Below are 26157 nucleotides of genomic sequence, written 5' to 3'. Positions count from 1 at the left end.
GCGAAAACACGTGGCTTTGCCGGAGAATTTGGGGAAGTTGAAAGTGTTTACCAGGGTTACGGTGCGTAACCGGCGGGTGGGTCGTCGACTTGCTCTTCGGCAGGAACGGACGGCCGGCGGGGCCTCGAGGGAGAATTCGCTTCGTCGCGCTCCTGGCGGCGTTCCTCGACTTTTTGGGTCAACGCGGCCCCCTTGTCCTGTGCACTCTGCTTGAGATTCTCGGCGAATTCCGAGAGCTCCGTACGAATTTCGCGCGCGTCGCGCGAATCCCCGGACCCCAAGATTCGGAGCGCGAGCAGCCCAGCATTCTTGGCCCCATTGATCGATACCGTCGCAACGGGAACCCCGGCCGGCATCTGAACGATCGAGAGTAGAGAGTCCATGCCGTCGAGGGTTTTGAGCTGAACGGGAACGCCGATCACAGGCAGTGAGGTGACCGAAGCCAACATCCCCGGCAGATGTGCCGCACCACCGGCACCCGCGATGATCACTCGCAACCCCCGCTCCTCGGCGCTCTTGCCATATTCGATCATTTCTTCGGGCATTCGATGCGCCGAGACCACCTGGGCCTCATAGGACACGCCGAAGTCCTCCAGAACATCGGCCGCCGCCTCGAGCGTGGGCCAGTCGGAATCGGATCCCATGACCAACCCGACGAGTGGGGTCTCTTGCGTATCGCTCATTCTGTGCTCCTTCACGATTGATGAGGCCGTGTGGCCCCTAGACCTGACCTTGTGCTCGGTAATCTCGTATGCCCGTAGCGGCGCCGTGCGCGAGTTGACGCAAGCGCGTGAGCTCATCCGACGGACCGGTCACATTGATGTGGCCGACCTTGCGCCCCGGTCGCACCGATTTTCCGTAGGTGTGGATTTTTGCCCCGGGATATTCGGCCATGACGGCCGGATACGCCGAGAACACATTCTGGTTCTCTCCGCCCAGGAAGTTCTTCATCACGGTCACCTGAGCGAGGCGGTCGGTCGAGCCCAAGGGCAGATCCAGAACGGCGCGGAGGTGCTGTTCGAACTGACTGGTCACCGAGCCGTCCTGAGTCCAGTGGCCCGAGTTGTGCGGGCGCATGGCCAGTTCGTTCACCAGAAAGCCGGGGCCACGACCAGGGGTTTCGAAGAGCTCAGCGGCCATGACCCCGGTGACGCCGAGCTCTGATGCGAGGAGCAAAGCCGCTTGCTGGGCTGAGCCGGCAGTCTGAGAGTCGATGTCCGGGGCGGGAACGATGACCTCATCACACACCGAATTGACCTGAATGGATTCCGCGACGTCCCAGGCACACGTCTCGCCGCCGGGACGGCGAGCGACCAACGCCGAGAGTTCCCTCGAGAAATCGACTTTTTCCTCGACCAGAAGAGCGCCGTCGGTCCAACCGGCGTCACCGGCCTTCGCAAACCAGTCGGCGACCTCGGGGGAGCCGACGTCGGCCGGTTCCACAAGCATGACCCCCTTGCCGTCATAACCACCGCGAGGCGTCTTGAGGACAACCGGCCACCCCGCCCTCTCGCCGAATGCACGCAGCTCGTCGGGGCTCGTCACGGCCTCCCACTGGGGGTTGGGCAGACCCAGACGGTCGACGGCGCGGCGCATCTCGATCTTGTCCTGCGCATGCAGGAGGGCCCCGGGTCCTGGGTGGACCGCAACGCCGTCACGAATGAGCGCACGAAGGTGGTCGGTCGGGACATGTTCATGGTCGAAAGTCAGAACGTCGACACTCCGTGCGAATTCCCGGAGAGTACTCAGGTCCGTGTAATCACCGACCGGAGACCGCGGAACGACCGCCGCCGCACACACCTCGGGCGATTCCGCGAGGACACGCAATTCGATACCGAGTTCACTCGCCTCGGGCGCCATCATGCGGGCCAGCTGCCCGCCACCTACTACACCGACAATGGGACCAGTCTTGGGAAAAATCACCCTTTCAGGCTACCTGTTGATCTCGGTCACGGTGACAGATTTCGTGGATTTGTGCATTCGAATCGGGGCTCGCACAGGTAGACTCACTCTGAGCCGTAGGGGTTCTTCTCGAGCGATTATTCTTCGGCCTCGAATGCGCCCTTCCGCGGTCGCCAACTGGAACAGGAGGCGAGCGGCGCTGCGGCGTCCCCTATACCCGATTTCGTGGAGTATGAGTGTCGACCGTTGCTGAGAAAGTCCGTGGGCTGTGGGATCTCTTCCTGAAAGAGGTCCTGAAGTTCGGGATCGTCGGTGCGTTGGCCTTTGTCGTCAACGCGTCTGTCACGTTGCTGCTCATGAACACCTGGTTCCAGGACGAAGGGCACGCCAAAGCAAAGTTCATTGCCGGCGTCGTGGCGACTCTCTTCTCCTGGATCGTCAATCGTCTCTGGACTTTCCGCGACAAGCGCCAGGACAACAAAGTTCGGGAGGCCGTTCAATTCGCGGTCGTCAACCTCATCGGCATAGCCGTCGAATCCGGTTGCGTGATGTTCACGTTCTATATCTTGGGGCTGACCTCGAAAGAGGCCTCGTTCATATCCGGAACAATTGTCGGCACCGTCTTGGGCACGATCGTTCGATACTTCGCTTACCGATTCTGGGTCTACGGCGGACAGAACGAGGCCGAAATCTCGGACGAGCAGGCTCACATGACGCGAGAAGAACGAGTCGGCCGGTTCGTCACCGAGGCCACCGAGATTGTGACGGGAACCCTGGACGCGGACGAGGTCGTGCGGCGCTCGCGAGGGCGAGGTTCATCCGGTTCCTCGCCGACGCCCTGAGACTTGCCCCGCCTGTTCAGTCCAAGAATTCTGCCTTCTCCTCAGAGGCGATGGTGGCAAGCCGCTCTTCGTGGCGACCGACGCTGGAATCCACCAGCACGAGTGCCTTCCCGGCCGCCACGATCCCGCAAACTCGTGCCAAGAAATCCAAGTTCAGCGGCTGGCTGCCCGCATCGACCATGATGCCTTGGCGGTCGTCGTCCGTTTGGGCAACCCGGTCGCACCACGACGAGGCGAGTTCGAGCCACTCGTTCAGTGTCACCGTCTGGTAGGCGCCGTTCACCACGGCGCGGCCGATTCTGTGCGACCCCATGACCGCATCGATCGGATCGAAAAGGTCACCGAAGGATCTGATCTCGGCGCAGTAGTCGAGCGAATCATCCGGCCACTGCTGGACCTCCTGGTCGTAGCTCATGGCCAGGGCGCCGCGGGCCATGAAAACGGCGGTCTCCGCCTCCGCCGCGCGATCGTCGACGTCGAAACCGAGCCAGAAGGTCGATGCCTCGTTATCCGAATTCACCACGCATCCTGCGCGCAATGCGCCGAGGGTCGCGGCTATACTCCTCCAGTGCGGAGGTGCCGCAATGTCCAAGGAATCCCCGTGAGCGGCGTCGAGCTCATCCACGAAGAGATTGGCCGACTTGGCAATCCAGTTTTCGGTGACCTTGCCGGAAAGTTCGATCCGCTCGGAATCGGGCCCGTACCAAATCAGCGCCGGCCTCGAGGATGAGGCGAGAAAACGACTGAATGTCTCCAGATTCGCGAAATTCTGGGGTGAGGGCGTGTGCGTCATGGGCCGAGTCTACCGGCATGTGAGACGAACGCGACATGCGGCGTGAGTTGGGAAACAGCGTCGGTCCTTGACTTTTGAATCACATTCGAGCTTGACGTCAGCGGCTTACACGGTTGTAATTATGAGTGGAATTTTCAAAACCACCGCGCGGCAGGGAGCGCAAGGAAGGACGAGCATGGGCGAAGCAGTGCGGCGCCGGAGCACATCACCCGCGTCCGATGGAAGGGGTATCAGCCCTTCCGTTCCAGTCGACTGGTACGTCGATCCTGCCGATCCTTCCGCCTTAGGTCGAGAGCCCATGAGCTCCCTGGAAGACCAAGCAACTGCTTTTCTCGCCGCGGCCGATGACCGCGAGAAGAAAACCGGTCCGTCGAACGATTCCCACGAGAACCGTGTGGACCTGTTCTCCTCGGACCCGGACGTCCTCAAGATGTGGCAAGCAGCCGCCGGTCAGTATGGCACGGATGACGAAGAAGGTGAACTCGCCTGGCAGGCCGATGCTCTGTGCGCTCAGACCGACCCGGAGGCTTTTTTCCCGGAAAAAGGCGGTTCAACCCGTGACGCCAAACGCGTGTGCTCGGAATGCCCTGTCAGTGAAGCATGCCTGGATTATGCGCTGGCCAAGGACGAAAGATTCGGTATCTGGGGCGGCCTGTCCGAACGTGAACGCCGTCGTCTGCGCAAACGCGCCAGCTAGCCTACGCACACCGTCCTCACAGCCGACGGTAGTAATCTTGGGATCCCATGACTGAGAACATTCGTATGTGCTCGCGCATGATGTGTCATCGCGAGGCAACTTATACCCTGACGTACGCGTATTCGGAATCCACCGTGGTTATCGGACCGCTGGCGACCCGAGTCGAGCCTCACGCGTACGACATGTGCTCCTTCCACGCTGCACGGCTCACTGCCCCACGAGGGTGGGATATAGTTCGTTTGGACGTTGACGATACGTTGATGGCACCGGCTGGGGAAAGCGCTGGTGCTCTGGCGCAGCAGCAAGAGCCGGAAGAATCACCTGCGGTGCCGGACAACGTCACCAATCTTCACTTCTTGCGCGGGCTCGGCCCGCGCTCATAATTGCCTTGAGGTCCGCGTCGGGGGACGCGGTTGCCCTTGTATGCCGCACATTGGAAGGAATACTGCATAGTGACCGAACCGACTCCACAGAACCACCGGTCGGCCGGCCCTCGAAGAATTCGCGGCCTGGCCGGTCAGGGAGAAGGAACACCACATGGCCTGACTCGCCGCAAAGCTGTAGCAGGAGGCGCGCTCGGGATCTTCAGCGCGGCCATCCTCACAGCCTGTTCGAATACCGACGATTCGAGTGCGTCTCCGTCCTCGGGGTCGGCATCGTCGTCGAATGACTTCACTCCTCAAGTTACTGTCAAACCTGCGGCCGATACCGATGAAGTCAATCCCGTGGATCCCGTCACCGTGACCACGGAGGAGGGTCGGCTCGAGCGAGTAACGATAGAAGGCGGTTCCCAAACCGTCGAGGGCCAGGTCTCGGAAGACGGTCTGACCTGGACTGCTCAGGGGCCCTTCGAATTCGATACGCAGTACACGGTCAATTACACCGTGACCAAGGGACCTTCCAGGCACGAGGGAAACAGCAAATTCTCGACCGTCGTCGCCGCCAACGAAGCCGACGCCAAGATCAATGTGGGAGACGGCAAGACCTACGGTACGGGTCAGGTGATCCAGTTCGACTTCTCGGAGCCTGTAACCAATAAAGCTGATATCGAAGCAGCCATCACCGTGACTGGCGGAGGTGCCGGCCCGGGTCGGTTCCGGTGGTACTCGGACACCATGGTCAGGTATCGTCCGCAGGATCTCTGGGCGCCTGGTTCGCAGGTCACCATCAACGCGGATATTCTCGGCAAGAATCTGGGCAACGGGCAGATCGGTAATCAGAATTACCAGGTCACCTTCAACACGGCGGAAAAGCATTATGCCTTCGTGGACAACAACACCAAGTCCATGAAGATGTACGTCAACGACCAGCTCGTGCGCGAGGCGCCGGTGACTTTGGGGGACAAGGACTGGCCGTCCGTAACCGGAAAATTGGTCATCATGGAGCAGTCCAAGAAGTACAAATTCGACGCCAAGACTTTGGGGCTGAAGAAGGGCGACGAACACTGGTACGAACCCTTCGAAGCCACGAACACCAACCGTTTGACGGCCAGTGGTGCGTTCGTGCACCAGGCCGAGCCCTCGGCATACAGCTCGGTGGGCGTGGCCAATATTTCCCACGGTTGCATCGGTCTGTTGCCCGATGACGCACTGTTCTTCTTCGACACTTTCACCGTCGGCGACGTCGTGGAAACCCAGAACACGGGATACGGCCAGGCCAATCCGGATAATGGATACGGTGACTGGAACATTCCCTGGGAGAATTACACGGACACCAGCTGGCACGGCAATTGGTGATTCCGACCGCAATGACGTCACGGTAGCCCAGTTTGGCCTGGGTCCGTGGCGTACTTCGCGGCCCGGCGCCGCATTCTGAGTGAGGAGAAGCATGCCCGTCCCTTCCCGCCCCGATGATCATGAGACTCCCTGGGCGGAGTCTCCGCAACAAGATTGGGACAATCTCCTTCCAGCGGTGAAAGCCGACGTCGCTCCGAAAACCTCCGCGGAGAAGGCCTCTCCGGAGTCGGATACGACCGAGACGGCACAGCCCTCCTACAGCGGGTCGACGGCCTCGTCGCCTGGCGTACCGGGCAAGGCCGCAACCGGTTCCGGCGCGGTGAGTGCACCCTCGAGATCGGGGCATCGTGCGCAAGATGGGAACGAGAAGACCGATAGGGTCTCTGCGCGTGAGGCGGCGCTGGAGGATCGGCCCAAGGCCTTGCGGTTGCGTCAAGTAGTCATCGCGGTTGCCGTCCCTCTGGCGACGTTGATGGTCGGGATCCGGTTGATTGCGACTCCCGTTTTCCTGTGGTTCGAATACCACCGCCCCGGATTCCCGGGGGATTCCTTCGGATTCTCCACGGAAGACAGAATGACCTACGGGTCCTACGGACTGAATTACATCCTGAATTTCGCACCCGCCCGGTACTTGGCCGATGTGGCCACCCCCGACGGCGACTCGGTCTTCACCCCGGCGGAGGTCTCCCATATGACCGATGTCAAGCATGTGATGCTGTGGGCTCTCCTCGTCATCGCGGTATTCTCTCTGATCGCGGTACTGTGCATGAAGGGTCTCCGTCTCCGAGCCCCAGGAGCGATCCGAAAGAGCATTTTCTGGGGCGCGTGGCTGACCTTGGGTGTACTGGCCGTGCTCGGCATACTCGGGGCCCTGGGCTGGGAATCATTTTTCACGGGATTCCATGAGATCTTCTTCTCCGGCGGCAACTGGGCCTTCCGCGTCTCGGACAGCTTGATCCGGTTGTTCCCGGAGCAGTTCTGGGTCGATTCGGCGGTAGGTATCGGTCTCTTCAGCGTCCTCGTCAGCGCCGTGCTTCTCATCAGCGCATGGCCGACCGCATTCCGGCGGCAACGGGCGCTCAAGGCGGCTCATGACCGGCAGGAGATTCGCGAGCGTTTGAGCCGCTAACCCCTTCCGGGCCGCAGGTACTGAGCGCGTTCCGAACCCCAGGGCTCCAGCCGGGGGAGCAAGATTCTGAACGCCCCCCTCAATGCCGGAAACCGCGAGGCAGGCTGCTTCCGGTCCCTTGCGGAATGGATCCCTGACCGCATCTTCCCTACGGGCCCGGACCCCGTTGCTTTCGCATCCGCAGGGCGGGATCGACGTCGGAATCTGAAGAGGGCGCGGAGGGCAATCGAGCTGCGACGTGATTCAGGAGATGTGTTTTGTGCGCTTCGGCCGACCATTCGTCCAGAATCCATGAGCGACGGTGGGGGTCCCATGGCGAGGATGAGATCAGCGCCGTCTGCAATGTCCCTCGTGAGCTGCTGGGCACGGTATATTCCGATGGCGGCACCTCTGCTGATCAGCCGGGCATCTACATCTGAAGCCTCTCCGGACCCTGCGAGGCCCGCCGTACCCGCACCCGCGGAAACCAGTGAGGACGACCCGGAGATACCCCGCGTGCGAGCGTCTCCGCCGACGCCGACCGTGCGAAGTTCCCGGTGCGCACGAAAAACCCCATAGGGAATGGTCGCTGCCGCGTGGGCAAGGACATGAGGAGTCTCGGTTCCGGGCTTGGTCACTCATGCCTCCTGTTCCGGTGGAAGGAAAGCCTCGGACTAGATCCAGGCATCGAACCACATACGCCATCGCCAGTGGTCATACGGGATCATGTGACCTGTCCAAATCGGCCAGAAAAAGTTGGTGATCAGCAATGCCGCGATCAGGAAGACGCCGACGACGGCCAAGCCGAGTCGGCGGCGTCGCACCGAATCACCCGGTCGACCGAGGCCCAGGCCCAGTACAGCCGTCAAGCCGAGAATGAGCCACGGCAAAAAGGACAAGGCGTAGAAGTAGAAAGTCGTGCGATGCGGGTACGCGAACCAAGGGAGGTAGCTGACCGCGAACACCAAGAAAATGGCTCCCATGCGCCAATCCCTCTTGATGATCCACCAGATCAACACGAACAGCATGGCGGCGGCCGCAGCCCACCAGATCAACGGGTTGCCGACGTTGAGGATCGCTTCCGAACACCGCGCCGCCGAGCATCCGGCTTGTCCGGAATCGTACGACTCGTAGTAGTAGGAAGTCGGCCGTCCCAGAATCAGCCACTGCCACGCCGGTGACATGTAGGTGTGCGGTGAATCGAGGTGTGTATGGAAGCTGTACGCCTGTTCGTGATAGGCCCACAGGCTTCTCAAGGCAGGCGGCAGCCACGAGACGCCTTCGCCCGGGTGCTCCGCAGCCCAATGACGGTCGAATCCGTCCGAGGAGACGAACCATCCGGTCCACGTGATCAGGTAGGTGACCAGCCCGATTCCGACGATCGATATCGCGGCCGGCCAGGAATCCTTGAGGAGCGCGCCGGTGAACCAACTTCGTATTCCCACGACCCTGCGTGCCGAAATATCCCAGAGAACAGTCAAGATTCCGAAGATCGCGACGAAGAAGAGCGCGTTCCATTTAACCCCTACCGCTGCGCCGCAAGAGATTCCCGCCGCTATCCGCCACCATCGGACTCCGAGCCAGGGACCGTACTTGAGAAATGCGGGCGATGGGGCCTGAGAGGGCCCCCGACCCCGGGACTGACTCACCAAACGCGCGAGTTTTCTCCGGGCGGATATGCGATCGGCCACCAGGAACGCGAAGGCGAGCAACAACCAGAACATTAGGAAGATGTCCAAAAGCGCGAGGCGGGATTGGACGATGTGAAGGCCATCGATCGCCATCAGGAAGCCGGCGATGCTGGACAGCGTGATCGAGCGGAACATCATCCACGCGACCCACATGATCACTGCGATCGAGAGCGTTCCGAACAGTGCTGCCCCGAATCTCCACCCCAATGGGTTGTCGTCACCGAATAACAGCATGCCGAGCGCGATCATCCATTTGCCGAGCGGGGGATGAACCGCGTATTCCGCTTGCTCGGAGGGTTGGACCGGATTCCCGGCGATGAACGACGCATTCGCGTCCTTGGACCATTGCCTTTCATGGCCGAAGTGGAACAGCGAATAGCCGTCCTTGGCGTAGTAGGTTTCATCGAAAGCCATGGCATTCGGATGCGCCAGGCTCGTGAGTCGCAGGAGCGCGGCCAGGACCATCACCAGGGCTGGGACAACCCACCAATACCGAGGCAGAGCCACGGGTGCCACGCGCAGACGGTCCAGGAGTGCATCGAGCCGGAATGCGCCGGGCGAAAACCTCGGGCCGTTCTTGCCGTAACGGCGCGCCGAGGAGGTCTTGGAGCCAGAATCCGGGGTCGCTGTATCGGTGGTTCTCACTCGTCCTATGCTACGGGAGCCGCCGTAAAGACAGGGAACAAGTTGCCTTGCAGAACCTGACAGCGGTGTCTTGGCCGCCGGATACACTGATCGGTCGTCGACACGTCGCGGTGCCGCACCGCGTACACGTCGTGAGCGGGGGTAAAGACGCAGTTATTGCCGGGGAGTTCAGCCGTGGTGCCGACGGGCTGTACGGGCAAGGAACTCTCCGCGTGAGCCGAGGCCATACACTACTCTTTATCAGCCGGTCTTTTACGGCTACTACGAGGCTTTTTCTGCGGCGTCCTCTCCGAACGGTTTGAAGCCTACCGCCATGTCTGCGACCGGTTCTCGACGCCGGTTCTGAAGATCAAGAACAAGATCCGTTACGAACTTCCGGAGCACCAGGACCGGGAAATGGAGGGCCCGGCCCGGCAGCGTCGGCGTCCGGCGACAACCTCTGGGCCGGCAACGGCTAGTCTGGATGAGTGAACTCGACTCCGGAAACCAACCAAGCCCTCAGGCCCGCCGACGAAGGAAAGCTCGTCCTCGCGGCGACCCCGATCGGAAATCTCAAAGATGCCAGCGAACGGCTCAAGGAGTATCTCGCCAGCGCGGATGTCGTCGCGGTCGAAGACACGCGGCGATTGCGTACCCTCGCTTCCGGATTGGGGGTCACCGTCAGCGGACGCATTGTGACCAACCACGAGCACAACGAGATCCGTCGTGCAGAAGAGCTCGTCACCGCCGTCCACACCGGACAGACGGTCCTTCTGATATCCGATGCCGGGATGCCCACGGTTTCCGATCCTGGGTTCCGCGTCGTCGAGCGCGCCGTTCAGGAGGGCCTCACGGTCTCCTGCGCTCCCGGACCGTCGGCGGTCCTCTCCGCGCTCGCGGTATCGGGCCTGCCATCGGACCGGTTCGTCTTCGAAGGCTTCATCCCGCGAAAGGTCTCCGAACGCCGGGCCAGGTTGTCCGAACTCCTTGCCGAGCGCCGAACCATGGTCTTCTATGAAGCCCCGCACCGATTGGCGCCCATGCTCGGTGCGCTGATCGAGAGTTTCGGCGACGAGCGGCGGGCAGTGATCGCCCGTGAACTCACCAAACTTCACGAAGAAGTCATTCGCGGAACGCTCGGAGAACTGTTCATGTGGGCCGATGAGCACCAGGTGCGTGGTGAAATCGCCGTCGTCGTCGAAGGGGCTCCCGAGCCCGAGGCGGAAAGCCCTGAAAGCTTGACCGACGAGGTCGAGGCACTCGTCGCGGGCGGCATGAGGCTCAAGCAGGCCGTCAACGAACTGGCCGCCTCGCACCACGTCAGCAAACGCGACCTGTACGAAGCGGTGCTTTCCCAACGCTCCGAGGGCGAAGAATAGAATCACTCCACCTCCAGACATTTCAGGAGAAGATACACCCATGTGCACGGATCCCAACGCCACGTGGCGAGAACTTGCCCCCGACGCCGTCGACCTGATGAATTCCTTGTGGACCGATCCCATGCGCCGTCCCGAGGTCGTCACCGGAGAGACGCCGCCGGCATACGAAGCTGAGAGATACACGGGGATCACCGGGGAACAGTCCGGGGAAGGAACTCGCCGAAGGGGCACCGCCGGCGGCGACGGTCGCTCTCGCAACCTTGTGTTTCCGCCCGCACCCGAACCGCTTCCTTCCCCAGTCGTCGACGACCACACGCACATGGACCTCCTGGACGGAGAAGTCGAAATCTCGGCCAAGGATGCGCTCGATACGGGCGAAGCCGTTGGAATCGGCGCTATCGTGCAAGTCGGTTGCGACCTCACCTCCTCCGCCTACGCCGTTGCCGCAGCCGAGGCCGATGCACGTGTTCTGGCCGCGGTCGCGATCCACCCCAACGAAGCGCCCCGTCTGGCTGAAGCCGGAAAGCTCCATGATGCCCTCGCCGAACTAGAAGCCATGGCGGCCTCCGAGCGGGTGAGGGCCATAGGCGAGACGGGCCTGGACTACTTCCGGACCGATGAAGACGGTCGCGCGGCACAACAAGACAGTTTCAGGCGGCACATCCGAATGGCCAAGGAACTAGGACTTGCCCTGCAAATTCATGACCGTGATGCGCATGAGGACGTCGTCGCAATCCTGGAGGACGAAGGCGCCCCCGAGCGTACCGTCTTTCACTGTTACTCCGGTGGGCCGGAACTGGCCGACGTGTGCAACCGAAACGGTTGGTACATGTCCTTTTCCGGAACCGTGACGTTCAAGAATTCTCACGGAGTCCAAGAATCCCTGGAACGTGCCCGAGCAGAACTGCTCCTCGCGGAGACCGACGCGCCCTTCCTGACCCCGCACCCATACAGAGGACGTCCGAACGCCTCATACATGACCAATTACACGGTTCGATACATGGCTCAACGGAGAGAAGAGCATCTGGCGGACCTCTGCACGCAAATCCGGGAGAACTCGATGGACGTCTACGGCTCATGGGGCATCCCCGGATTCTCCCGTGACCGATAAAGCCAAGCTCATGCGCCTGTAGAATTCGTGAAGTGATGGAAACAGCTCTTCTGGGTGCCGCCGAGATCCGAGACCTCGCGGAGCGAGCCGGTATTAGGCCGACCAAGACTCTCGGTCAGAATTTTGTGATCGACCCGAATACGATCCGCAGGATCATTGCGACGGCCAAGATCCAGCCGAACGAGACGGTCCTTGAGGTTGGGCCGGGCCTCGGTTCGCTGACCCTGGGCATTCTCGACTCCGCGAGGCACGTCGTCGCCGTGGAAATTGATCCGCCTTTGGCACGGCAGCTTCCGGAAACCGTTCAGCGTTTTCGGCCCGAGGGCGCAGCTCGCCTGGATGTGGTGCTTTCGGACGCGATGAAAGTGCATGAGCTCCCCGAAACACCGGATGCACTCGTGGCCAATCTTCCATACAACGTTGCGGTACCGGTTCTGCTGAATCTATTGGACCGGTTCCCCTCCATCAAACATGGCTTGGTTATGGTTCAGGACGAGGTGGCCGACAGGCTCGCCGCTCAGCCCGGATCCAAAATCTACGGCGTGCCCTCCGTCAAGGCAGCGTGGTTCGCCGATGTCACCAAGGCCGGGGTGATCGGCACAAACGTATTTTGGCCTGCGCCGAAGATCCGGTCGGGCCTCGTCGCATTCACCCGCCGGGACCAGCCACTGGCCGAGGTCGATCGTGGAGTCCTCTTCACGGCCATCGACGCCGCATTCGCCCAACGCCGCAAGACATTGCGCGCAGCGCTCGCCGGGTGGGCCGGTTCCTCGGCCCTCTCGGGGGAAATTCTCGAGGCCGCAGGCGTCGATCCCTCACTGCGCGGCGAGCGGCTCAACATCCACGAGTTCATCCGTATCGCCCAGGCGGCCCAGACACGGATGGACTGAGCCCGGTTCCGGAAGTGCAGGTGCAGGTCGCAGCCGCCTGACCTTCCTCGCAACTCGCCGAAGTCTCAGCAACCATTGACGCCGCTGGGTCTGCCGGCCTCAGTTCTGCCGGGTCGCCGGCACCGAAAGCGGATTATTGCTGGGCCAGGTTGATCAATTTCTTGACTTGCTCCTTCGGCACGCCGAAGCTGACCAGCCGGCCCACCGGGAGGGAACCTATCAGTGATTCCATGTCTTGTTCTCCTGACGCAGCGCCGTCCGGGGTCGAACCCAAGAAGGTAGTCAGATGTTCTCGCATCGTGGGACCAGCGGTCGGATGCGCGAGGATTTCCGCCAGCGACGACTGCGAGGTGAGGGGGAGGCGTACTTCGTCGCCGTTGAGCTCTACGGTGGCTTCGCCTCGAATGTCCCGGCTGGAAGCTCCGACCTCGACCCGGTATACGCCTGCCTCGACGACGAAACGGTCGACCCGAATGTCCCAGTAGGCGAGGTCCTCCCGGTCGATCGTCAGGGCGACGTCGCGTGACTCGCCGGCAGCGGCCTCGACCGAGGCGAAAGCCTTCAGCTCCCGAGGAGCGCGATCAACGGCTGAATTCTCCGGTCCGACATAAACCTGCACTACCTCACGGCCGGATCGCTGGCCGGTGTTGGTGATACGCACGCGGACCTCGATGTCGTCGTGGTCGTTGACGGAAACCGTGGGGGAGCCGTACTCGAAGTTCGTATAGGCAAGCCCATGCCCGAAAGGAAAAGCTACCTCGAAATTCCTCTTGTCGTACCAGCGGTAGCCGACGTGGATTCCCTCCCCGTAGCGGACGTGTCCGAACTCCCCGGGGAAGTTCCCGAAGGCTGGGGTGTCCTCGAGTCGATAGGGAATGGTTTCGCCGAGGCGTCCTGAAGGGGCAGCCTCGCCGGTCAGGATGTCCACGACCGCCGATCCGCCTGCTTGGCCGAGCAACCAGCCCTCCACAATGGCGGGAACCGAATCTGCGAAGGGCAGAGCCACGACGCCGCCGTTGGAGAGCACGACGACGGTTCGGGGATTGGCCGCAACGACCTCGCCCAGGAGTTCCAACTGATCGGCCGGGATATCGAGGGTTGTTCGGTCGAAGCCCTCGGATTCGGCGGCGTCGGGCAGTCCCAGGAACACGACCGCGACGTCCTTTGTGCGAGCGAGTTCAACGGCCTCGGCGCGAAGCGCCTCGGAACCTTTCCCGTCGAAGGTGAAACCCGGCGCGAAGTCGACCTGCTCGCCAACCTTCTCTCGGAAAGCGTCGAGAGCCGTGTCCACACGGGTCGGGTTGATATGAGAGGAACCGCCGCCTTGGAAACGTGGGGTGCGTGCGAACTCCCCGATGAGGGCGATGCTCTGTCCATCCTCCAGGGGAAGGGTCTGGCCGTCGTTCTTGAGCAGGACTACCGACCGCGTGGCGGCCTCGCGGGCGATGCGGTGATGAGCCTCGGCGTCGAGCGGGCCCGATGGCTTCACCCGCCGGCCGGACCTTTCGACCAGATTGAGAACGCGCTGGGCCGACCGGTCGACCCAGGTTGACTCCAGCCGGCCTGCACGCACCGCGTCGACAACCTGAGCATCCGTAATGCCATCCGAGGACGGCATCTCGAGATCCATTCCCGCCTTGACGCCCGCAACACGGTCGTGAACAGCACCCCAGTCGGAGACCACCATTCCATCGAAGTCCCAGGCCTCCCGCAGCACGTCCGTCAATAACCAGGAGTGTTCCGAAGCGTATGTGCCGTTGATCTTGTTGTAGGAGCACATCACGGTCCACGGCTTGGCTTCTTTGACGACTCTTTCGAAAGCGCGGAAGTAGATTTCCCGGAGCGGGCGGTCGTCGACGTCTGCGGAAACCCGCATGCGGTCTTCCTCCTGATTATTCGCCGCGAAGTGTTTGAGACAAGCACCGACGTTTTGCGACTGGATACCTCGCACAAGCCCCGCGGCAACTGTCCCCGCGTGGTAAGGATCCTCGGAGAAATACTCGAAATTACGGCCGCACAAGGGCGAACGCTTGATATTCACGCCAGGGCCCAGAAGTACCGAGACGTCCTCAATGGCTGCTTCGATGCCCAATGCTTGGCCTACCCGTTCTGCCAAGTCGGGGTCGAATGCGGACCCGAGCGCGACGGCGGGCGGAAAACAAGTTGCGGGAACGGATTCATTGATACCGAGGTTGTCGCTGGAGCCGGCCTGCTTGCGGAGGCCGTGGGGGCCATCCGTGAGCATGATGGACGGTACACCGACTCGGTCGATGTTCTTGGTGGTCCAGAAGTCCTTGCCGCTGAGCAGCTGGGCCTTTTCTTCGAGCGTGAGGTCCTGTGAACTGACCATGGTGTTCTCGCTTTCGTGGGGTTGAATGGGGTCTCGTCGGGTCTTGCCTACCGTCTGAGATCCACCTGGTGCAGAGTCGTTTGCACGGTGCGCCCGCTCTGCCAGGAGTTCGCCTCACTAGCTACCTCTGGAGTGGGAATGTCCTGGCGTTTGTCACGTTGGTGCGGTGTGGAAATGCCGAGTCGGCGGTCGCGTTCGTGGAGGAGCTCCTCAAGGATATTTTTCTGAAGCAGGTTCGAGCTCAAGTCGAGAATTCGGTGTTTCGAGGATTGCCCCTGCTTGTCCTGACGGTGGTCTCCACGGTTCTGCCCATCAGAACGGCTGGCGCCGATCCGATCCCTGCGGCGAGCCCGGTTCCAAAGCTTCTCAAGTCTTGAAGTCCCATATCCGCACACTACGCGCGGGAAGGCAGGTTATGAAGCCTGTCTCCGCCGAGACTCTGTTTGGCCACAGAGCACGCTGATACAACGGTATCAACAGAGCGGGCTCCCGGGGGGGGGCTTGCCCTGATGAAAAGTGACTGTAGCGTATGCTCACGGAGCCGAATTGAAGGCGATAGCACTGGTCTGCACGGTGAAGCCAAGCGGTACGGGGAGGAGCGGACCGGCCCAACGCTTTTCGTGTGTGGTCCGCGCATCATCGCAGGGGATGCGACCAAGGACAGACCGCAGGCTCACGAGTCCTTGACCTCAACGTGCGACCTCACGCACTGGGCGTTTCTGCTTGATCAGCTCGCTGCCGCGGTCGTAGTCCGCGTCTGCCTCATGCGTCAGCACTCCGACGAGCGTACCGTCCCTATCCGCGTACCACACGGTGAAGCCGTTCTCGTATTCGACCGGGTGGTCGGTCGCGTATCCGTCGCCCCAAGCCGCGTACTTGAGCGTGTGCCCGCCGATGACGGACCAGAATCCGGGAACCGCGTCCCATACTCGTGGCTCTCCGACGCCCGTGCTTGCCGCCGCGGCGTTGCGACCAGCAATCTCTCCCATAGACAGCGCGTCTCCCCAGTGTTCGACGGCGAGTTGCCGCCCGGCCACCGCGTGCTGGGCTTGTGCGACATCGCCGGCCGCCCACTCCGCTGGGCCGGTACGCAATTGCTCGTCCACGATCAGGCGGCCTTGCTCGACACGGAACCCGGCATCGGCGAACATGTCCCCGTTCTGCTCGACCCCGACGGAGGCGAGTACCAGGTCGGGAGTGAGCGCCGTACCGTCGTCCAGATGCACCGTGCACGGCGCGCGCACCGTCTCGACCTGCACCTCCGTGCGGAGCTCGACCCCAGCCTCCCGCAACCAGACGCTCACACGGTCTCCGGCAGTCCGCCCCAATCGAGCAGCCTGAGGGGCGGTTTCCGGAGTGACCATGGTCGTCTGTACGCCGCGACCGGCCAGAGATGCTGCCGCCTCACAGCCGATGAATCCAGACCCGACCACCACTGCAGAGCGGGCTGCATCGACTGCGTCCACCAATTCCCGGGCCTGTTGCAACGAGCGCAGCAGATAGACCTGGGCGTCGTCGTCGGCGCCGGGCAGCGCCTTTGGCCGGGAACCGACCGCTATCACTAGCCGTGAGTACCGAACGCTGCGCCGCCCGTCCACGGTGTCGTAGTGCACCGTGCGTCTTTCGCGGTCCACGCCGGTGACCTCGGACTTCAACCGCAACATAACCTGATCAGGCAACGGATCCTCATCGATGGGCTGCGGGTGGACTGCCTGTTCGCCGGCCAACATCTCTTTGCTCAGTGGGGGTCGCTCGTAGGGCGGGTCCGTGTCGGCGGTGACGATCAGAACCGTTCCGGGTCCGCCGCCCTCGGTATAGCTCCGCGCCGCGGTCATCCCTGCCGGCCCACTGCCGATAACCAGCAGAGCTACCTCATCGGGCAGTAAATCGGGCGCAAAGTCTGGATCAATAGCCATGCGGTCAGTATGAGCACCGCGCCCCGAAAAGTCCATGCCATCGAGCAGCCGTGACCCTGCAGGTGGGGCTCGCTGAGAGGCAGAGAGCCGCGTACGAGGGCTCGGTTGGCCGTCCGACCCCCGGTGCCTCTGCTTTCTCCAGCACGCTATCCGGGAGGCGAGGTATACACCTCCGAGGAAGGCGGCCTAGTGTGGAGTCAATTGAGGAGAGGACCCGAATGAACCGCACAATGCAGGTAAGCGACAGCGTGGTGATCCAAGCAGAAGCTGAGACGATCTGGAACCAGGTCGCTGATCCAACGCAGATGCCCCGATGGAGCCCGGAGAATACTGGGGCCGTGGGACCGGAGGGTGGCCGGCCATTGCACGATAGTGAGGTTTTCGACGGCACTAACCATCGCGGCAGGGCCCGCTGGATCACCCAGTGCGTCGTGACCGAATCCGTACCGGGGAAGAGCTTTGCCTTCGAAGTGCGCAAGATTGGGCCTCGTTCGCCCATTCTGCGCGGCGGGATCGCCCGGTGGGCTTACGATTTCGAAGAAGTCGACGGCGGCACGCGTGTCACCGAAACCTGGACTGATCAGCGAACGAAGTGGCCCGACTGGTTGGCCGGTGTGTTCGACCGAGCCGTCACCGGCGGCAAGCCGTTCTCGGATTTCCAACGGAAAAACATCCAACGCACGTTGACGACAATGAAGGCAGAATTCGAGCAAGCGGCCTGACGGACCACGCCGTCATCGACGATGAGTGCCGACGCAACTGGACGCGGCGTATCTAGCGGACGGCGAGGACCACACATGCTCCCGCTTGTGCCAGCGCCCCAGCGGCCGCACGACCGACGCCGCCGAATCCTTTTAACCGTCGATGCGTTGACGTACGGATTCTCTGAGCAGGCTCATCCGAATGTGCAGGGCTTGTTCGAAGTGTTGGCGGGCTATCCGGCGTGCCGAGGCAATGTCTCGGTCTTCGATGGACTTCACCAGCGCTTCGTGCTCTTCCAGCGCTTCGCTCCAGCGATTTCCGACCGAAAGCGTAGATTTTGGAGCGTGTACTACCTGGCCTGTGACTTCGTTGAGCAATGAGATCAGTAGGTTGTTTTGCGTCGCTTGCCAGACGGCTTCGTGGAAATCCAGATTGGCACGGACCAGAGCCTGCTCGTCTTCCTGATCCACTTCCTTGTCTCGAGACATGAGGGCCTGCAAGCTGATCACGTCATTGAACGTTCGGTTCTCTGCTGCCTGTCCGGCGGCCTCTTCTTCGAGCAGAATACGAAGCCGATAGACCTGTACGACCGACTGCGGATCGATACTTTTCACCGCAAGCCCACGATTCCCCCGTACCGCCAAACCGGTCTGTTCCAGCCGCATCAATGCGTCTCGGACCGGGGTGCGGGAGACATCGAACCGGGTTGCGAGTGGAGATTCCTTCAAGGGCGAGCCTTGTTCCAAGGTTCCTTCGATGATCTCTTGACGCAGTTGCTCGAAAATAGCGTTGCGATCGAAGCCGTTCGCCGCCCCTCGTGCCATTTCTTCCCTCGTCTGTTCGATGTCTCCGGAAACCCAAGTCCATAACGATCCGACCGACCGCAGCACGGTCGTCGTCTGGACTGAGGATACAGGGGAGTCGTTTGGTCTCGCTACGCGATCTGTCCGGCCCTGCGGCCGAAGACGCAACCGGCCGCCAAGCCAGAACCCCCAGGATAGTTGTTGGCGAAGAGCCCGCCGAGCATCTCTCCTGCTGCGTAGAGTCCCTTGATGTGTTGCCCGCGCTGGTCGAGAACTCTGCCATGGGTGTCGGTTTTCAAACCTCCAAAGGTGAAGGTGATACCGCAAGTGACCGGATAGGCATAGAACGGCGCAGTGTCGATCTCCTCCGCCCAGTTGCTTTTGGGCGGCTCCACGTCAGCTCTGCGGCCGTCCTTAACATTGGGGTCGAAATCGGCGTCGACGTTAATGCGGGAGTTGAAATCAGAGACGGTTTTTTGGAGCTGGGTGGGATCGATACCGAGCTTTTCAGCCAATTCGCCCACCGTCTCGGCAGTCACCTCCGAAATCTCAGGCATCTCGTATTCTTCTTCACGCAGCATCGGACGGGTCTTGGCATCGAAAATCTGAAAAGCCAAGGCATCCGGCTGCTCGAGGATGCGCTTGCCGTACTTGGCGTAGGTGTAATTGCGGAAGTCAGCGCCCTCATCGAGAAAGCGGTCGCCGTTTTTGTTGACCAGTATGCCCAGAGGATAGGACTGGCGGGTAAGCCTGTTGGTCAGCTCCCGATTGCTCTCATTGTGGGGAGTAAAGGCGTCCCACTGTACCGAGTGACAGCTAGACCAGTCGCCGCCACGTGCGGCCCCAACGGCCAGGGCCGCGTTGAGCATGTCTCCAGTGTTATAGGGCGTTCCACGCACTTTAGCGTGACCCCACCGTTGGCCCAGGTACTGGGAGCGCATTTCTGGGTCAGCTTCGAAACCGCCGGCTGTCAGTATGACGGATTCGGCCGAGTAGTTGATCTCCTTCCCTGCGACCTCTGCCATCACGCCTATTACACTGCCGTCTTCGGTGAGCAGTTCCTTCCCGCGGACTCCGTACTGGATCTCGATACCCAGTTCGCCCGCAACACGTGTGTGGTCGGCCATCAGACCCTGACCGCCGCCGACGTTTCCGACGTGCAACCCGCCCCAGAAGAGATACGTTCCGTCCGGGTTCTGATACGACTGGCGTTCGTACATCAGCCGGTACTTCAGTCCCAGCGAATGCAACCATCGTAGGGTTTCGGTGACTTCGTCGAGGAGCACTTTGGTCAGTTCTTTGTCATTGCGACCTTCCGTGACCCGATCAAGATCGGCGGCATAGTCCTCAGAAGTGTACGGCGGGACCGTGGTCATTGCGTGACGTGCGTCGGGTTCAATGAAATCCTTGAGATCTTCGAGCCCCTGATGCGTAATCCGGGTTGCGCCGGCCGTGTAGAAGCTATTGCCACCAGCATCGTCGCTGGGGCCCTTCTCCAAGAGAAGTACTCGGCGGCCGTTCTTGGCCGCCGCATGGGCTGCCGTGAAACCCGCGTTGCCTCCACCGACGACGATCACGTCTGCCTCGTACTTTTGTTCCGTCCCGGACACTGTCTACCACCCTTCATGACGAGCCTGTATCTATTGAAGTACAAGCGTATACTAAGCGAACCACAAGAATACAGCAGTACTAATAATTGTATGTAAGGATTCGGTAGTATTCTCTAGCCAACAAGTGGACTCGACTGTACGGTGTGTTCATGATCACTGATACACCCGCATACCTTGTCGCGGTCCTGCTCTGTGCCATCGTTGTGTTGATCTTTCTGATCAACTGGCGCACCAAGCTGCATCCATTCCTGGCACTAGTCGTCGTCGCGTTCCTGACGGCGCTGGCTGCCGGTGAACCGCTGAGTGAGATCCCGAAAACATTGACAGACGGTGCCGGAAGCATCTTGGGCGAAACCGGAATCGTGATCTTCCTCGGAGCGATGTTGGGCCGGCTGTTGGCAGACTCCGGGGCTGTAGCCCAGATCGCGGACACCATTCTTTCCCACAGCTCCCCGAGGGCTGCGCCATGGATCACTACTCTGGCCGCTTTTGTGGTCGGCATTCCGATGTTTTTCGAAGTCGGGCTGGTCGTCCTGATGCCGGTGATCTACTCAGTGGCCTTGCGCCTTGAGGTCCAGTCCGGTCGCCCAAAGATGTGGTACCTCAGAATCTTGATGCCGGCCATCGCCGCGCTGTGCTGTTTGCACGGAATGGTCCCGCCCCATCCAGGTCCGGTCATCGCCGTCGACGGGCTCGGAGCCAACATCGGCACGACCATCCTGCTCGGGCTGGTATGTGCGGTACCGACCGTCATACTGTCGGGGCCGGTCTACGCCAAACTCGTCGCACCCCATATAAAACTTGAGCCGCCAGAGCACCTCGTCAAGCAATTCACCGGCACGGACCTCGAAGAAGCGTTTGCCGCTGAATCGTCCAAGAAGTCAACAGGGTCGGTGGCAGCACAACCCTCGGAAGAGGTGGCCACGGCGGTCGTCGAGGTATCGCCGGTCAAAAGCATGCCTAGCGGACTGGCGGTCGTGTGTATCTTGGTTCCGGTCATCTTGATGCTCGTCAACTCCGTGGTCTTGCTCTTTGCCCCCGACTCTCGTCTGGACACCATCACGGAAGCTTTTGGTAATCCTGCGGTCTCCATGCTGGTCGGTGTCCTCTTCGCATCCGTGGTTGTCGCTTACCAGGCGAAGATTTCCGGCAAGCAGATCCGTAAATCCTTGACCAGCAGTATGGGGTCTGTGGCTAGCGTCGTCATGATCGTCGCAGGCGGGGGTGCGTTCAACCAGGCCTTGCAGGACTCAGGCATCGGTGACGCCATTGTTGATATCACCTCGTCCCTAGAGCTGAACCTGATTTTCCTGGGTTGGTTCATCGGCCTACTTCTGTCCTTCTGTACCGGTTCAGCCACTGCGGGTATCGTCGCCGCCACCGGAGTGCTGGCACCGCTTGTCGAAGGATATTCGGATCCATATACCGCGCTCATAGTCATAGCCATCGGTTCTGGAACCATCGGCCTCAACTGGGTCAACCACTCAGGGTTCTGGTTTGTAAAAGAAAGCTTCGGCATGACGCTTGGGCAGGCCACCAAAACCCACATGATGGTCCAAACCCTGGTTTCCGTCTTCGGGTTGATCTTCGCCTATTTGTTGTCTCTGTTCTTCTGACGACGAGCAGCCCTTGGTGTGCTATCTGCCGGATGATCCACAACGCACGCGGGCCGTGACGAAAGCCGAATTGAGGCAGGGCGACGGACGGAATAAGAGGCCCTCAGGCCTCCGGAAGAATCCCGTGAGCCAGACCCGGGAGTGCTCGGCTGGCCGAGTCGATGTCCGGGCGCAGGTCGTGGTCTGCGGTGACGACGGGGATAACCTCCCGCATGTGCAGTATCGCGCGGTTGAGCGGGGAAGATGTCGTTCTGTCGAGCACATCGAGGGCTCTGTGCGCGGACAGCAGTTCGATGGAGAGCATCATCTGGTAGCTGTCCGCGGCCCGCTCGAGCTGATCGACCGCTTGAGTTGCGAAACTGGCGTCTTCCTCGGCACCCTGCGAGAGCACGACGGTGTTTATCGATGCTGGTTGGGCGGTATTTCTCAACTGCGCCATGGCACTGGCTGCGATGTACTCGAGCATCATGTGGCCGGAGGAGCCATCCGTTCCGTCGGCCAAGAATGAAGGCGCACCCGTGTACATCGGGTCATGGAGCATGGTGATGCGGGACATGACCAGGGGCGCGCTTTGGGCTAAGGCGAGGTTCAACCCGTCGGTGGCGAGGCCCAATGAAACCTGGTGGAATCCACCGTGGTGCACTGCGCTTAGTGATTCGAAATCGAAGAGCGGATTCTCCTGGGCCGTCGAGGTCAAGACTTCGACGAGGTTCAGCAGTCGGTCCATGGCTTCCACCACGGCACCCTGCGACTGTATGTAGGCGCGCAGGCCGAATGGATCCTGGATTCGGGCCGGCTCCGATTCTTCCTCGAGGAGACCACGCATTTCTTCCGCGACCCGGGCCACCGCGGGAAGCACGGCGGCGCGGCCTGCTTGGCGCGAGAAAGCTTGCCGGTTGGCCCGGACAGCCGTGGCCGAAAGAGCAGCGACAACGCGCGAGGAACGCTCGAGCTCCCGCAGCCGCGCCAAGCAGCGTGCCGTCCGAGCCAATGTCAGCGCGCTGCTGCTCATGAACGGCAAAGCGCTGTCTCGACCGAAGGACACGGTTACGGACAATGGCCTTGTGGTTGAGCGTTCCCCATTCAAAGCCAGTGCAGTGGAGGCCAACGCCGCCAAGTCGGCTGTCCCGATGCCTCCTATGGTCCTGATAATGGGCAAAGCATCGTCCCGGAGCATTTGTTCCAGGCCTTGGGCAACGTCCGGACTGATCCCGCTTCCGGACGCCGCGAGCTGAGACAAGCGAATCGCCAACATAACTCGGACCGTTTCCGCGGGAACGTCGGAACCGGCGTCGGCGGCGTGACTCCGGAGCAGTCGCAGGCCGTGCTCGCCGTCATGCTCGTCTATCTCGACGAACCGATTTGCACCCACACCCGTGGACTGGCCGTATACGGGTTGCCGCTCACTGATCTCACGGGCTTGTCGGTGCTGCCGACGGAGCCGGTCAAGGGAATCCGGTGCGAGACGAACCCCGGCACCATTGGCAATCCTGTCGAGATCGGCAATTCTCAGTCCGGTTCCGTCCACCTGGACGGGTGGATCCGTATGACCGAAATGGTCGGATTCCTGATGGTCTTCGCCTCGAAATTGCTGGAGATCGGACTGCTCATTTTCGCGCATGCAGCACAGTCTGCCTCAAATTTAAGGTTTTCACTAGACGGTTTTAATGTTTCACTGGATAAAATTGTTACCCGGATCACCCAAGAGACCGAGAGGATCCCATGGCCGAGACTTCGACCCGAACCGTTGAGAGAGCCCTCGATCTGCTGGGGATCGTCTGCGACAAGGGCGCGATGACGCTGGCCGAGGCTGCGCGCGAAGCGGAACTGCCGGTGAGCACCACCCTGCGGCTGCTTCGGACCGTTGAGGCGAGCAAATGGCTCACGCGGGATGATGCCGGGATTTATCGACCAGGGGTTCGTCTCATCCAAGTCGGTGCCCAAGCCTTCAGCGACGATTCCCTGGCAGAGCTCTCCAGACAGCCTATGCAGGATTTGGCGGCCGAGACGGGCGAATCCGTCTACCTGAGCGTCGAGGCACACGGTGACACGGTCCTGTACATCAGCATCGTCGAGGGAAACCATTCGGTGCGGCATGTCAGCTGGGTCGGCCACACGATCCCCGTGCAAGGATCCGCCGCCGGAAGCGTCCTCCAGGGAAAAACCCCGGAGGAGGGTTACTTGGTTTCGGAGAACATCGTCGAGGAAGACGTCACGGCCATCTCGTCACCCGTCTACGGAGGAGACAGACCCATTGCGGCCATGAGCATCCTGGTCCCCACCTACAGATCGACCAAACAGAAGACCAGAAGCTGCGGGGCACTTCTGCAGCATGCGGCCTCCGAAGTTTCCAGGAAATTGCGAACCTCGTCGCAATAGAACTGGCCAGCATCACATAGCTTCCCGCTGAATTGTAGCGGGCCCGGACGAGCGATCAGGAATTCGAATGGTAAAGATATCGGACGCACCCACGACGCAGGCCATAGACGAGATCCCCTTCAACAGATTTCATCTCCGAGTAACCGTCATGACCTTCGGTGCCAATTTCACGGATGGGTACATCCTGGGGATGATCGGGGCCCTCTTGCCCGCCCTGACAGCGGGCTGGTCCCTCAGCGGTCTCGAATCCGGACTGCTGGCCAGCTCCGCGCTCATCGGTTTGTTCTTCGGCAGTCTGGTCCTCGGCCGCGTCGGCGATCTCATCGGGCGTCAGCGCGTCTTCGTCCTCAATTTCGTGATCATAACGGTAGCCTCGGTCCTGCAGTTCTGGGCCGACGGGTTTCTCAGCCTTTTCATTCTGCGCCTCATCATTGGCTTCGGGCTCGGCGCGGACTACGCCGTCGGACCAACGCTGCTCTCGGAATTTTCTCCGAGGAAGTCTCGCGGCATGATGTTGTCTTCCCTGACCGTCATGTGGACCGTCGGATACGTCGCCGCCAACGTCTTGGGAAGTCTCTTCCTCACGGGGGAAGAATCATGGCGAGTACTGCTTGCCAGCGGTGCCATCCCCGCCTTCGTCGTCCTGGTGGTCCGAATCGGTGCGCCGGAATCTCCAGGGTGGCTCATCAGCAAGGGTCGTATCGAGGAGGCGCAAAAGATCGTCGGCAAATATCTCAAGGCAGATATCTCGGCGACGGATTTGGCCGCAAACGCCAGTCCCGAGGAGAGCCATGGTTTTCGCGAACTCTTTGCCTCGGGTCAAGCGAAGTACACCTGGTTCGGCATTGTGTTCTACAGCGCGCTCGTCCTTCCTTACTTCGCCATTTACACGTTCATGCCGACGATCTTCGAGAACCTCGAGGTATCCGACGGGCACGTGCAGGAAGTGGTCTTGAACATTTTCCTCCTCTTGGGCGGGAGCGCCGGGTTGTGGTTCGTCCAGAAATTCTCGCGGCGAGGTGCAACGATCATCTCATTCCTGATCCTCACGGTTTCGCTCGTGCTTCTGGGTCTGCTGGCCGACGGCTCCGTCGCCGTGCTCATGATCCCGTTCGTCGTCTACACCTTCGTGATGTCTGCGGCGTCGAACCTGACGCAGGTGTATCCGGCCGAGTTGTTCCCCACCAGGTTGCGCGCGACCGGTGTAGGACTGCTCAATGCTCTGAGCCGAATCGCTTCCGCGGCGGGAACTTTCATTCTGCCCATCATGTTGACGGCTTGGGGCATCTCGTGGTCGATGTTTGCCCTGGCCCTCGTGCTCTTGATCGGTCTGCTCTTCACCATCAAGTACGCCCCGGAGACCTCGACGAAGCATTTGGTGTAGACCGTAGTTCCGGGGCCACAGAGGCCCGTCGACCTTGGAACAAGTTCTGGGCGATGTCGTGGACATCCGCGGGCGCGTTGGTCGCCACGGCGCTCACCGGACCGCCCGCCGACGGTAGAAGGCACACGAAAAGCCCTCGAACATTCGGGCTCTGAGCCTCGGTGACGAGCTGCCACATCAGTTCGCCTGTGAGCTGGTTGTCCCTCCAGAGCGTCGTCCTGTCCGAAGGTTCAAGGAGAACTCTGTTCATGGGATGCTCCAGACCGATGCCGGCGGCTTTCAGCACCGCCTCCTTGGCAACCCACACCGCCAAACGGCTACGTAGGCGTGCGGACTGCGAATCTGCAGTCGACCGACCTGCTCGCACGCAGGCCATGCTCTCAGTAGGGTGCAGCACGTGATCGTCGAAGCCGGCAAACAAGTCATGGGAACCGCTTCGACGTCCACGCCCAGAGGGGCTTCCGAAGCGTCGGCCCCAACCAACACGGAGGATGCTGAGCTGGATGTGCTCAAGCTGAGACCCGCAACGGATGGTTGTCCGTGGGGGCCCCCGCAACGGTGGCATGAACGATCAATGGGCAGGATCGGTGCCTCCCGTGAGGATTGGCCGCGCAGGTGAGCGGC

Annotated in this window: 22 protein-coding genes; 12 read left to right on the top strand and 10 right to left on the bottom strand. The window is 61.1% G+C overall.

Annotated features, from left to right (window positions below; all coding sequences use genetic code 11):
* Positions 1–56: 56 nt before the first annotated feature.
* Both purE and EWR20_RS11020 read right to left on the bottom strand, forming a co-directional pair.
* Positions 57–683, bottom strand: coding sequence for a 5-(carboxyamino)imidazole ribonucleotide mutase (gene purE / locus EWR20_RS11025; RefSeq protein WP_129360717.1), 627 nt, complete (start codon positions 681–683; stop codon positions 57–59).
* Between the two features lie 37 nt (positions 684–720).
* On the bottom strand, positions 721–1863 hold the full coding sequence (locus EWR20_RS11020) for a 5-(carboxyamino)imidazole ribonucleotide synthase (RefSeq protein ID WP_238147735.1): 1143 nt from the start codon (positions 1861–1863) through the stop codon (positions 721–723).
* Positions 1864–2138: 275 nt separating this feature from the next.
* Here EWR20_RS11020 and EWR20_RS11015 point away from each other — a divergent pair, with 275 nt between their 5' ends.
* Entirely contained in the window at positions 2139–2744 is a 606-nt protein-coding gene (locus tag EWR20_RS11015; RefSeq protein ID WP_129360715.1) for a GtrA family protein, read from the top strand.
* 16 nt (positions 2745–2760) lie between these two features.
* Here EWR20_RS11015 and EWR20_RS11010 read toward each other — a convergent pair whose 3' ends face one another.
* Positions 2761–3537 carry a TIGR03089 family protein gene (locus EWR20_RS11010; protein WP_129360714.1) on the bottom strand — a complete coding sequence of 259 codons (777 nt, stop codon included), beginning with the start codon at positions 3535–3537 and terminating at the stop codon, positions 2761–2763.
* Positions 3538–3712: 175 nt separating this feature from the next.
* Here EWR20_RS11010 and EWR20_RS13050 point away from each other — a divergent pair, with 175 nt between their 5' ends.
* The 4 genes from EWR20_RS13050 (at position 3713) to EWR20_RS10990 (ending at position 7099) form a co-directional block, all read left to right on the top strand.
* A complete protein-coding gene (locus EWR20_RS13050) occupies positions 3713–4234 on the top strand; it encodes a WhiB family transcriptional regulator (protein ID WP_129360713.1) in 522 nt (173 codons plus the stop codon).
* Between the two features lie 47 nt (positions 4235–4281).
* Positions 4282–4617, top strand: a complete 336-nt coding sequence (locus EWR20_RS11000) for a DUF3499 family protein (protein WP_129360712.1) — start codon at positions 4282–4284, stop codon at positions 4615–4617.
* 69 nt (positions 4618–4686) lie between these two features.
* Positions 4687–5970: a L,D-transpeptidase gene (locus tag EWR20_RS10995; protein WP_129360711.1), complete on the top strand. Its 1284-nt coding sequence runs from the start codon at positions 4687–4689 to the stop codon at positions 5968–5970.
* 91 nt (positions 5971–6061) lie between these two features.
* The gene (locus tag EWR20_RS10990) at positions 6062–7099 is read left to right on the top strand and encodes a TIGR01906 family membrane protein (protein ID WP_129360710.1); all 1038 of its coding nucleotides are present in this window, start codon (positions 6062–6064) and stop codon (positions 7097–7099) included.
* Positions 7100–7752: 653 nt separating this feature from the next.
* Here EWR20_RS10990 and EWR20_RS10985 read toward each other — a convergent pair.
* Positions 7753–9414: a dolichyl-phosphate-mannose--protein mannosyltransferase gene (locus EWR20_RS10985; RefSeq protein ID WP_238147714.1), complete on the bottom strand. Its 1662-nt coding sequence runs from the start codon at positions 9412–9414 to the stop codon at positions 7753–7755.
* 467 nt (positions 9415–9881) lie between these two features.
* Between EWR20_RS10985 and rsmI the strand changes: the two genes are divergently transcribed.
* From rsmI to rsmA, 3 genes are all read left to right on the top strand, one after another.
* Positions 9882–10772 (top strand): 16S rRNA (cytidine(1402)-2'-O)-methyltransferase, encoded by an 891-nt coding sequence (gene rsmI / locus EWR20_RS10980; RefSeq protein WP_129360709.1) that lies wholly within the window; start codon positions 9882–9884, stop codon positions 10770–10772.
* A gap of 97 nt (positions 10773–10869) precedes the next feature.
* Complete coding sequence (locus EWR20_RS10975) at positions 10870–11883, top strand: TatD family hydrolase (protein ID WP_238147733.1); 1014 nt, start codon at positions 10870–10872, stop codon at positions 11881–11883.
* 35 nt (positions 11884–11918) lie between these two features.
* Positions 11919–12773 carry a 16S rRNA (adenine(1518)-N(6)/adenine(1519)-N(6))-dimethyltransferase RsmA gene (gene rsmA, locus EWR20_RS10970; RefSeq protein ID WP_178946327.1) on the top strand — a complete coding sequence of 285 codons (855 nt, stop codon included), beginning with the start codon at positions 11919–11921 and terminating at the stop codon, positions 12771–12773.
* A gap of 133 nt (positions 12774–12906) precedes the next feature.
* On the opposite strand, the gene EWR20_RS10965 is transcribed toward rsmA, so the two are convergent.
* Both EWR20_RS10965 and EWR20_RS10960 read right to left on the bottom strand, forming a co-directional pair.
* A complete protein-coding gene (locus tag EWR20_RS10965; RefSeq protein WP_129360706.1) occupies positions 12907–15123 on the bottom strand; it encodes a glycoside hydrolase family 3 C-terminal domain-containing protein in 2217 nt (738 codons plus the stop codon).
* Between the two features lie 689 nt (positions 15124–15812).
* A complete protein-coding gene (locus tag EWR20_RS10960; RefSeq protein ID WP_129360705.1) occupies positions 15813–17039 on the bottom strand; it encodes an NAD(P)/FAD-dependent oxidoreductase in 1227 nt (408 codons plus the stop codon).
* Between the two features lie 218 nt (positions 17040–17257).
* Between EWR20_RS10960 and EWR20_RS10955 the strand changes: the two genes are divergently transcribed.
* Positions 17258–17761 (top strand): SRPBCC family protein, encoded by a 504-nt coding sequence (locus EWR20_RS10955; protein ID WP_129360704.1) that lies wholly within the window; start codon positions 17258–17260, stop codon positions 17759–17761.
* 132 nt (positions 17762–17893) lie between these two features.
* On the opposite strand, the gene EWR20_RS10950 is transcribed toward EWR20_RS10955, so the two are convergent.
* Together EWR20_RS10950 and tcuA are read right to left on the bottom strand one after the other, a co-directional pair.
* Positions 17894–18565, bottom strand: coding sequence for a GntR family transcriptional regulator (locus tag EWR20_RS10950; RefSeq protein WP_129360703.1), 672 nt, complete (start codon positions 18563–18565; stop codon positions 17894–17896).
* A 110-nt stretch (positions 18566–18675) separates the two neighbouring features.
* On the bottom strand, positions 18676–20154 hold the full coding sequence (gene tcuA, locus EWR20_RS10945; protein ID WP_129360702.1) for an FAD-dependent tricarballylate dehydrogenase TcuA: 1479 nt from the start codon (positions 20152–20154) through the stop codon (positions 18676–18678).
* A gap of 149 nt (positions 20155–20303) precedes the next feature.
* Between tcuA and EWR20_RS10940 the strand changes: the two genes are divergently transcribed.
* Positions 20304–21770: a GntP family permease gene (locus EWR20_RS10940; protein ID WP_165001030.1), complete on the top strand. Its 1467-nt coding sequence runs from the start codon at positions 20304–20306 to the stop codon at positions 21768–21770.
* A 103-nt stretch (positions 21771–21873) separates the two neighbouring features.
* Here the strand turns inward: EWR20_RS10940 and EWR20_RS10935 are convergent, their stop codons facing one another.
* On the bottom strand, positions 21874–23391 hold the full coding sequence (locus EWR20_RS10935) for an aromatic amino acid lyase (RefSeq protein WP_129360701.1): 1518 nt from the start codon (positions 23389–23391) through the stop codon (positions 21874–21876).
* Between the two features lie 101 nt (positions 23392–23492).
* Here EWR20_RS10935 and EWR20_RS10930 point away from each other — a divergent pair, with 101 nt between their 5' ends.
* Positions 23493–24149, top strand: a complete 657-nt coding sequence (locus tag EWR20_RS10930) for an IclR family transcriptional regulator (RefSeq protein ID WP_129360700.1) — start codon at positions 23493–23495, stop codon at positions 24147–24149.
* 67 nt (positions 24150–24216) lie between these two features.
* Complete coding sequence (locus EWR20_RS10925; protein WP_129360699.1) at positions 24217–25533, top strand: MFS transporter; 1317 nt, start codon at positions 24217–24219, stop codon at positions 25531–25533.
* On the opposite strand, the gene EWR20_RS13155 is transcribed toward EWR20_RS10925, so the two are convergent.
* Positions 25493–26098: a 4'-phosphopantetheinyl transferase superfamily protein gene (locus EWR20_RS13155; protein ID WP_129360698.1), complete on the bottom strand. Its 606-nt coding sequence runs from the start codon at positions 26096–26098 to the stop codon at positions 25493–25495. The genes EWR20_RS10925 and EWR20_RS13155 overlap by 41 nt on opposite strands.
* Between the last annotated feature and the right edge of the window lie 59 nt (positions 26099–26157).

Source organism: Rothia uropygioeca, assembly GCF_004136585.1.
Taxonomy (GTDB): domain Bacteria; phylum Actinomycetota; class Actinomycetes; order Actinomycetales; family Micrococcaceae; genus Rothia.
This window is presented reverse-complemented; position numbering and strand designations above follow the sequence as displayed.